The following is an 8,945-nucleotide window of genomic DNA, read 5'->3' on the forward strand; positions in this document are numbered from 1 at the left end:
CTGGCATTCCAGGATGCCCAGCTTGGGCGTTCCGGATTCGATGACTTCCCGGTCGTCGGCAAGATACCGGTCCGCCTGCTGCTTCCAGCAAAAGTCGTAGTCGGTTTTCCCGACGATCTCATCCGGATGTTCCAGCCCGGCATCGCGCACCACATTGAGGTTGCAGCCCAGAAAAGCCGAGTTGAGATCCTTCCACCACACGCGCTCGTGCATGGTATCGATGATGCTGCGCAACAGCTGGTGCGATTCTTCGAGCGCGCGTTCGGCCTGCTTGCGGGCGGTAAGGTCGCGCGCACTGCCCAGCACGACCGGCCGGCCTTCGATGTGGACGGTCATGCACGAAATCTCGACCGGGATCGCGGTGCCGTCCTTGTGCCGCACGAGAAACTCGGCCGGCGGCACTTGCTCGCCCTGGGCAAGTTCCGCAAGGTTCGCGGCCGCGGTCGCGCGGGAGCCTTCGTCCAGGATGCCGAACTCCAGCATAGGGAGGCCAACGAGCTCCTCGCGCCGATAGCCGACCATCTGCTCGGCCGCCTGGTTGCCATCGATGAAACGGCCGTCGAAATTGATCAGGAACTCGGCATCGGGGGCCTGTTCGAACAGGATGCGGAAGCGTTCTTCGCTCTCCCGCAACTCGGCGGTGCGCTCCGCGACGCGCCTTTCCAGCCCTAGGTTCAGCAAAGACAGCTTGGTTTCGCTCTCCTTCAACGCCAGTTCAATCTCCTTGCGCGCGGTGATGTCCATCACAACGCCGTTCGAACGGACCGGCCGGCGGCGGTCGCCTTCGCCCTCGAAGGTCACCCGGCCCTTCATCAGCACCCAGCGCACGGAGCCGTCGGCCCGGACGATGCGATGCTCGTGCTCGACCGCGCCGTTGCCGGACGGATCGTACGAACGCCGGATCCATTCGCCTACTTCGGCGGCATCCTGCGGGTGGATGAACGAGGGTACCGTACCGGGTTTGTGCGCCGGCGGCACATCCGCCGCGAGGCCGAAAATCGCCCGCATTTCCGGCGACCAGAAGACCTCGCCGGTGGCCAGGTTGGCCTCGTAGGTTCCGAAGCGGCCGGCCTGCGCCGCCATGCGCAGCCGTTCCACGCTCCGGCGCAGCTGCTCCTCGGCGCGCTTGCGCTCGGTGATGTCCTCCAGGCAGACCAGCACCCGCTCTTCGCCAAGCAGGTCCAAAAACGCCGTCGAGACGAGCACCCACATGGGGATCACGCCGCCCTCGGCGCTGTAGGGGATGGGCGCTTCGACGCCATGGTGAGGCTGGCGCGTTTCGAAGGTTTCCTGCACGACGTTGCGCACCACGCAAGCCTGGCAGTCGGGACCGAACCCGCAGCCTGCCGGATCGTCAAACGCATGGACGCAGCGCAACGCTTCGCCGCCGCGGAGTCCGAGCGCTTCCTGTTCGGCGCGGCGAGCCATGTCCAGCGCCGCCGAGTTAATCTTGCGAACGCGCCTTTCGCGATCCACCACCATCATCGGCAGCGGGGCGTCGTGGAAAACCGCGAACAGCTCTTTCTGGGCCACCACGCGCTCCGTTACATCGCTCAGGGTTACAAAACTTCGTTCGAGGCGATGCGCCGCATCCAGGCGCGGGGCGCATTCGACGCGGGCCATGAACAAGGAGCCGTCGGCGCGTTGCAGCGTCAGGTCGGCGCCGTGCTTTTCAGGATGCTCCGCCAGCTGTTGGCGGAGGTGTTCCCAAACCGGGCGCGAATCCAGGTGGATGAATTCGGCAAAGGTGCGGCCGACCGGCAGCTTGCCGCGCTCCAACCCCAGCAGGGCCGCTGCGGTAAAGTTGGCTTCATGGATGCGGTTTTCGGCATCGAGCGTCAGGTAGCCGACCGGCGCAAAGTCGTAGAGTTCCGCATAGGCATCGCGCGAACGGGCCAGTTCGGTTTGCGTCTGGAGCAACTCCTTGTTCTGCATCTGCAGCTCGACCTGATGGACGTCGAGTTCGTGCAGCAGTTGCTGCACCTCCACCGTCGAAAGAACCGGAACCTCCAGCGGATTCTTCCGCAGCAGCTCCTCGGCACGTTTTCTCAGTTCGCTAGACATCGGATTTCGTTCAACCTCTTAATGGGTGTTTTCCTTCATCGAAAACCGGAACATTGCCGCCAGCCCGGTTCCGCGTCCAGCCCGAGGGCCAAGCCCGGTTCATTCGCAACGGCTTGCGTGGTCTTCGCGTTCATCCTTCGCCTTCACAATTGCGCCCAATCCCCTTAATTCCCGGCGCAAAGTAGGCAAGAATATAAGTTTCAAGTCAAGTACTACGCCAGTGGCATCACGATTTATGCGCTCGAATTTCCTTCCGGGCGAGTTTGTTCTGTTCATTCCGGTCGGCGGATTTTATCTTGTTGTTTTTTCAGCCGTTGGGGGTCGTTTTCCGTGAGTACCGTACCGTTTTGCCATCTGCATTTCCATACCTGCTACAGCCTGCTGGACTCCGCCGTGAAGGTGAAGCCCGCCATGCAGGCGGCGAAAGACATGGGGATGGAATACCTGGCGCTGACCGACCACGGCGTGCTGTTCGGCGCGGTGGAGTTCTATAAGGCGGCCTATGCGGCGGGGATCAAACCGATCATCGGTTGCGAGGTCTATTTGGCGCGCCACGGGATCGAGGAGAAGTCGTCCCAACGCAACAACATGCACCTGGTGCTGCTGGCGGAGACGCAGGAGGGCTATGCCAACCTGGTCCGGCTGGTGTCGCTGGCCCACCTCGAAGGGCAATACTACAAACCGCGCATCGACAAGGAGATGCTCAAGAAATACGCGAAGGGGCTGATCGGGCTGTCGGCCTGCCTGCGCGGCGAGGTGACGGAGGCCTGCAAGGACGGCGATCTCGACAAGGCCGAGGCGCTGGCGCGGGAATACACCGACATCCTCGGCCCCAACAACTTTTTCCTGGAGCTGCAGGACCACGGGCTGGCCGACCAGAAGATGGCCAACCTGAACATCCTGGAGATTGCCAAGCGCACCGGATTCCCGCTGGTGGCGACGAACGACGTCCACTATATCCGCCAGGAGCACGCCGAGGCGCACGATGTGCTGATCTGCCTCCAGCGCGGCGATCTGGTGGCCGACACCACGCGCCACCGCTACGAGGGCGACCAGTTTTACATGAAGAGCGGCGAGGAGATGGCGGCGCTGTTTCCCGACCACCCCGAAGCCATCTCCAACACGGTCGAGATCGCCAAGCGCTGCAACGTCGAATTCTTTTTCCCGGAAAAGGCGGAAGACCTCCACTTCCCGTTCTTCCCGCTGCCGGACGGCTTCGACTCGGACTACGACTACCTCGTCCACCTCGGCAAGGAGGGGCTGAAGAAGCTCTACGGCATCGAGGATCTGGACCACCCGAAGGACGACTACGAACAGACGATCAACGAGCGCTTCTACTACGAAGTGAGCGTGATCAAGAAGACCAACTACATCAACTATTTCCTGGTGGTGGCCGACTTCATCCAGTGGGCGCGCCGCCAGGGCATTCCGGTCGGCCCGGGCCGCGGCTCGGGCGCGGGATCGCTGCTGGCCTACTCGCTGGCGATCACGACGATCGAGCCGCTGAAATACAACCTCATCTTCGAACGCTTCCTGAATCCGGACCGCGTGTCGCCGCCGGACTTCGATATCGACTTCTGCCCGACCAAACGGCAGGAGGTGATCCAGTACGTGCGCGATAAATACGGCGAGGATTGCGTTGCGCAGATCATCACCTTCGGGACGCTCGGCGCCAAGACGCTGATGCGCGACCTCGGCCGCGTGCTGGAGATTCCCCTGCCCTACTGCGACCGCCTGGCCAAGATGATTCCCGACACGCCGGGCACCAACCTGGAAAAGGCGCTGGCCGAAAGCCCGGAGTTCAAGCAGGCGACCGACACGGAGCCGGATGCGCGGCGCATCATGAAGTATGCGCGCCTGCTCGAAGGGTTGCCGCGCCATACGGGCATGCACGCGGCGGGCGTGGTGATCGGCGAAAAACCGCTGATCGAGATTATCCCGCTCACCCGCGAGCCGAAGGAAAAGCTGATCGTCGTCCAGTTCGAGAAGGGGCCGACCGAGGAGATCGGCCTGCTGAAGATGGACTTTTTGGGGCTGAAGAACCTGACGATCATCTACGAGGCGTGCGCGCTGATCAAACGCAACCACGGCGTCGACGTCGATCCCGAAAAGCTGGACATCGAGGACAAGAAAACCTTCGAGCTGCTGGCCAAGGGCGACACGGTCGGGGTGTTCCAGTTGGAATCGGGCGGCATGCGCGACACGCTGCGGCAGGTGAACCCCGACTGCATCGAGGACATCATCGCCATTCTGGCGCTCTACCGGCCGGGCCCGATGCAGTTCATCCCGACCTACACCAAGCGCAAGCACGGCCAGGAAAAGGTGGAATACGACCACCCGATCCTCGAACCGATCCTGAAAGAGACGAACGGCATCATCGTCTATCAGGAACAGATCCAACAGGCCGCCCGCGACCTCGCCGGCTTCTCGCTCGGCGAGGGGGACATCCTGCGCCGCGCCATGGGCAAGAAAAAGCCCGAAGTGATGGCGCAGCAGCGCGGCAAGTTCGTCGAGGGCTGCAAAACCACCAACGACATCGACGAAAAGCTGGCCAACAAGATTTTCGACAACATCACCGAATTCGCGAAATACGGCTTCAACAAGTCGCACTCGACGGCCTACGGGTTCGTGACCTACCAGACCGCCTGGCTCAAGGCGCACTATCCCGCCGAATTCATGGCCGCCCTGCTCTCGGGCGAAATGGGCAACTCCGACAAGCTGACCGGCTTCATCGCCGAGTCCAAGGAGATGGGCATCGACGTGCTGCCGCCGAGCGTCAACGAATCGATCGGCCGCTTCAACGCGGTTCAGGACGGCTCCGGCATCCGCTTCGGCCTGGCGGCGATCAAGGGCGTCGGCGAAGGCGTCGTCGAGGAAATCGTGAAGGAACGCGACGAAAACGGCCCCTTCGAAGGGCTGATGGACTTTTGCGCGCGCATCACCTCCGCCAACAAGAAGGTGATCGAAAGCCTGATCCGCTCCGGGGCGTTCGACTTCTGCGGCATCCACCGCGCCCGGCTCTTCAACGGGATCGACATCTGCATCGGCCGCGCCGCCGAGGCGCTCAAGGACAAGGCCGCCGGGCAGTGCTCGATGTTCGATATGCTCGGGGCCGCCGAGGAAAGCGGCAGCGGTTCCGACGAGGAGTTGCCGGACGTCAAGCCCTGGAGCGAGTCGGACATGCTCGCGGCCGAAAAGGAGCTGATCGGCTTCTTCATTTCGGGCCATCCGCTGGCGCGCCATGAGTGGGAACTTGAAAAGTTCGCGCTCAAGCGCATCAAGGACATCCAGCAGCTCTCCGCGGGCGAACGCACCCGGGTGGGCGGAATGGTTACCGAAATGCGCAAGCTCTACACCAAAAAGGAGCAGAAGCCCATGGCCACCTTCCGCATCGAGGGGCTCGAGGGGGCGATCGGCGCCATTATTTTCCCGGGCGCGTTCGAGCAGTACGGGCACCTGCTCGTCGACGACGCCACCGCCATGTTCGGCGGCATCATGATGGAAGAGGATAGCGGCGACCTGAAATTCCAGGTGATGGAAATCTTCCCGCTCGAACAGGCCGCCGGCATGTTCTGCGACCGCGTCAGCATCCATCTGCCGGAAATGGGCGTGAACGATCAGGTGATGGCCCTGCTCAAGGACGCGGTGCTCGAACACCGCGGCAGCACCCCGCTGACGCTCTGCATCGAATTCGTCGACGGCCCCAAGGTTTTCCTCGAAACCGATGCCGACTACAAGGTGCGCCCCTGCGCCGGGTTCGAGCGCAGGGTCGAACAAACCATCGGCGAAGGGCTCGTCTACATCGCCGCCAAATCCGACGCGCAGAAATATCCGCCCAAGCCGCGCAAGTGGGAAAAGCGGAAGGGTTGACGCCGGATTATGGTTGCCAACGCGGCGCCGCCCATTCGTAATGCATCTTCATGAAATACCGACCCAAACACATCGTTGAATACCTCCTGCTCGCCGGGGCGGGCGGGCTCGTCCGCCTGCTGCCGCTGCGCGTGGCGCTGGGCCTGGGCTGGCTGGTGGCCGCCGCCATGCACTACCTCGGCGGCTTCCGCCGCCAGGAAGCCCTGCGGCGCCTGACCGAGGTCTACGGCGATCGTTTCAGCGCGAAGCAGCGGCGGCGCATGGCCTGGATTTCGTGGCGCAACCTCTGCTTCAACGCCGTGGAGGCCATCCGCTTTTCGAAACTGACGCGCGAGGACGTCCAGCGGCAGCCGCTCGCCCAGGAAGCGCCCCGGCTTTCCAAAGCCCTCGAGGAAGAGCAACACGGCTATATTTTCGCCACCATCCACATGGGCAACTGGGATATGGCGGGCGTCACGGCCGACCTCATGGGAATTCCGATTTTTTCGATTGCCCGCCGCCAGAAAAACCCGCTTACGGATGCATACCTCAACCGGGCCCGCAATGCGTTCGACATGGAGGTCATCCTGAACGATTCCAAGGTCCTCAAGGGCGTCATCCGCCGCATCAAGCAGGGCAAGGTGCTGGCCATTCTGCCCGATGTGCGCAACCGCACCGAGGCCTTCCCCATCCGGTTCCTCAACGGCGAAGCCAACCTGGGCGCGGGCGTTGCGCTGTTTGCCCGGCAATGCAACTGCCCCATCTACCCGGCGGTGGTCCGCCGCGTCGGCTGGACCCGGCATGAGGCCGTCGTCTTCGACCCGATCCGGCCCGACCCCACCCTGGAAAAAACCGAGGACTGGAAGCGCATCATGCAGCAGATGATGGATCTGTTTAACGAAGAGATCGCCAAAACGCCGGAGCAGTATTTCTGGTACAACAAGCGCTGGGTGCTTGACCCGATTTGAAAAAACCCAACCTCAAGGAGCCCTTCCATGTTCATTGTACACGTAGTCATCCACGTCAACCCCGAGAACCGTGAAGACTTCATCGCCGCAACATTGTCAAATGTTGAGAACTCGATCCTTGAGCCCGGCATCGCACGATTTGATTTTCTTCAGGATTCCGACCCCTGCCGGTTTGTTTTGGTGGAGGTCTACCGCACGCCCGATGACGCCGCCGCCCACAAGGCAACTCCACACTATCTGGTATGGCGCGACACCGTGGCCCACATGATGGCCGAACCGCGGTCGAGCACCAAATACACGAACATTGCCCCCGACGAGGCCAGCTGGGACGCCCATCCACCGATACGACCGGCAACATAACGCCGCCCGCCGAAGCGCCGGCATCTACGCCAGCTTCCGCAGCCCCCCCATGTAGGGCCAAAGGGCTTCCGGCAGATCGATGCTGCCGTCTTCGTTCTGGTAGTTTTCCATGATCGCGATCACGAGACGCGGCAACGCGACGCCGGACCCGTTGATGGTGTGGACGAAGGTCGGCTTGCCGTCTTCGTTGCGGTAGCGGATGTTGGCGCGGCGCGCCTGATAATCCTTGAAGTTCGAGCAGGAGGAAACCTCCAGCCACTTGTCCTGGGCAGGCGCCCAAAGTTCGATGTCGTAGCACTTGGCGGCGCTGAACCCGAGATCGCCCGTGCAGAGTTCGATGACGCGGTAGTGCAGGCCAAGCAACTGGAGCACCTTCTCCGCGTCGAGCGTCAGCTTTTCGTGCTCCTGCTCGGAGGTTTCGGGCGTGGTGAACTTGACCAGCTCCACCTTGTCGAACTGGTGCACGCGCAGCAGGCCGCGCGTGTCCTTGCCGGCCGATCCGGCCTCGCGGCGGAAACAGGGCGTGTAGGCGGTGTGCAGGATCGGCAGCTCCTTATCCAAGATTTCCTGGGCATACATGTTGGTGACGGGCACCTCGGCGGTCGGAATCGGATAGAGGCCATCGAGCGGAACCGTGTACATGTCTTCGGCAAACTTCGGCAGCTGCCCGGTGCCGGTCATGGTCTGCGCGTTGCACATGAACGGCGGGGCCACCTCAATGTAGCCGTGCTGCTCGGTGTGCAGGTCGAGCATGAACTGGATCAGTGCGCGTTCCAGCTTGGCGCCCTTGCCAATGAAAAGCGGAAATCCGGAGCCGGAAAGCTTTGCGCCGCGCTCGAGGTCGAACAGCCCCAGCTCGGCTCCCAGATCCCAGTGCGGCTTCGGCTCGAACCCGAATTCTTTCTTCTCGCCCCAGGAACGGATCAGCGGGTTGTCTTGCTCGGTCAGCCCGACGGGAGTGGTGCTGGACGGCTTGTTCGGGATGTAGAGCAGGCCTTCACGGAGTTTGGCTTCAACCTCGCGCAGCTCTTCATCGAAGGCCGAGATCCGATCGCCCATTTCGCGAACCTGCGCCTTGATCGCTTCGGGGTCCTTCCCCTCTTTGATCATCAGGCCGATGCTCTTCGAAATCCGGTTGCGCTCCGCCTTCAGCTCCTCGCCCTCGGCCACGATGGCGCGGCGGCGGTCGTCGAGCGCAATGACCGCATCGATGTCGGCGTCGGCGTTGCGGTTTTTCATGGCGGTTTTCACCGCATCGGCATTTTCACGAACAAATCGAATATCCAGCATATCAGCATCCCCGTTGAAGCGGCACCGCCGCATCGGTCATCATGGTTCCTGGCCATTGGTGCTCGGGGCAGCGCCCCGGCAGCAATCGCGATTAACGTCTCAACCGCTGCGGCATTGACGCGGCAGATCGAAAATAGGGGCGTATTATTCGCCTATTGCTCCACGGTTTGGAAGCGGGAATTCGCATTTTTCCCAATCGTTCCCACTGCACCCGCCCCGAAACCGAGGAGATCGTCATGAACTTCCTCGACCAACAGCCCGACTTCCGGCTCGACCCGTTCACCAACCCGCTCACGGGCGAACCGACCAACGGCCAGCTGCAAATCTGGCCGTGGGATGCCGGCGGCGACGGCATGTTCATCGCCCGCTTCAAAAAAACGAAATAATGCGGCCTAATTAGACAACAAGGAAACC

Annotated in this window: 6 protein-coding genes; 4 read left to right on the forward strand and 2 right to left on the reverse strand. The window is 62.1% G+C overall.

Annotated features, from left to right (window positions below; translation table 11 throughout):
* Positions 1–2,064 (reverse strand): PAS domain S-box protein (locus tag ABYO54_RS10140; RefSeq protein ID WP_372808135.1); only part of this gene is annotated, 2,064 nt, incomplete at its 3' end.
* A gap of 330 nt (positions 2,065–2,394) precedes the next feature.
* Between ABYO54_RS10140 and dnaE the strand changes: the two genes are divergently transcribed.
* The 3 genes from dnaE to ABYO54_RS10155 are packed head-to-tail and all read left to right on the forward strand — an operon-like array spanning position 2,395 to position 7,241.
* Positions 2,395–5,934, forward strand: a complete 3,540-nt coding sequence (gene dnaE / locus ABYO54_RS10145; protein ID WP_372808136.1) for a DNA polymerase III subunit alpha — start codon at positions 2,395–2,397, stop codon at positions 5,932–5,934.
* Between the two features lie 50 nt (positions 5,935–5,984).
* Positions 5,985–6,881, forward strand: a complete 897-nt coding sequence (locus tag ABYO54_RS10150; RefSeq protein WP_372808137.1) for a lysophospholipid acyltransferase family protein — start codon at positions 5,985–5,987, stop codon at positions 6,879–6,881.
* A gap of 27 nt (positions 6,882–6,908) precedes the next feature.
* A complete protein-coding gene (locus ABYO54_RS10155) occupies positions 6,909–7,241 on the forward strand; it encodes a putative quinol monooxygenase (RefSeq protein WP_372808138.1) in 333 nt (110 codons plus the stop codon).
* A 24-nt stretch (positions 7,242–7,265) separates the two neighbouring features.
* Here the strand turns inward: ABYO54_RS10155 and serS are convergent, their stop codons facing one another.
* Positions 7,266–8,531, reverse strand: a complete 1,266-nt coding sequence (gene serS / locus ABYO54_RS10160; protein WP_372808139.1) for a serine--tRNA ligase — start codon at positions 8,529–8,531, stop codon at positions 7,266–7,268.
* A gap of 236 nt (positions 8,532–8,767) precedes the next feature.
* Between serS and ABYO54_RS10165 the strand changes: the two genes are divergently transcribed.
* Entirely contained in the window at positions 8,768–8,917 is a 150-nt protein-coding gene (locus tag ABYO54_RS10165; RefSeq protein WP_372808140.1) for a hypothetical protein, read from the forward strand.
* Positions 8,918–8,945 lie beyond the last annotated feature (28 nt).

It is taken from the genome of Pontiella sp., assembly GCF_041622395.1.
Classification (GTDB): domain Bacteria; phylum Verrucomicrobiota; class Kiritimatiellia; order Kiritimatiellales; family Pontiellaceae; genus Pontiella.

Excerpts from the sequence above, each read along its gene's own strand:
- ABYO54_RS10150 (WP_372808137.1), top strand. The coding sequence starts at position 5,985 with ATGAAATACCGACCCAAACACATCGTTGAATACCTCCTGCTCGCCGGG.
- ABYO54_RS10155 (WP_372808138.1), top strand. The coding sequence starts at position 6,909 with ATGTTCATTGTACACGTAGTCATCCACGTCAACCCCGAGAACCGTGAA.
- serS (WP_372808139.1), bottom strand. The coding sequence starts at position 8,531 with ATGCTGGATATTCGATTTGTTCGTGAAAATGCCGATGCGGTGAAAACC.
- ABYO54_RS10165 (WP_372808140.1), top strand. The coding sequence starts at position 8,768 with ATGAACTTCCTCGACCAACAGCCCGACTTCCGGCTCGACCCGTTCACC.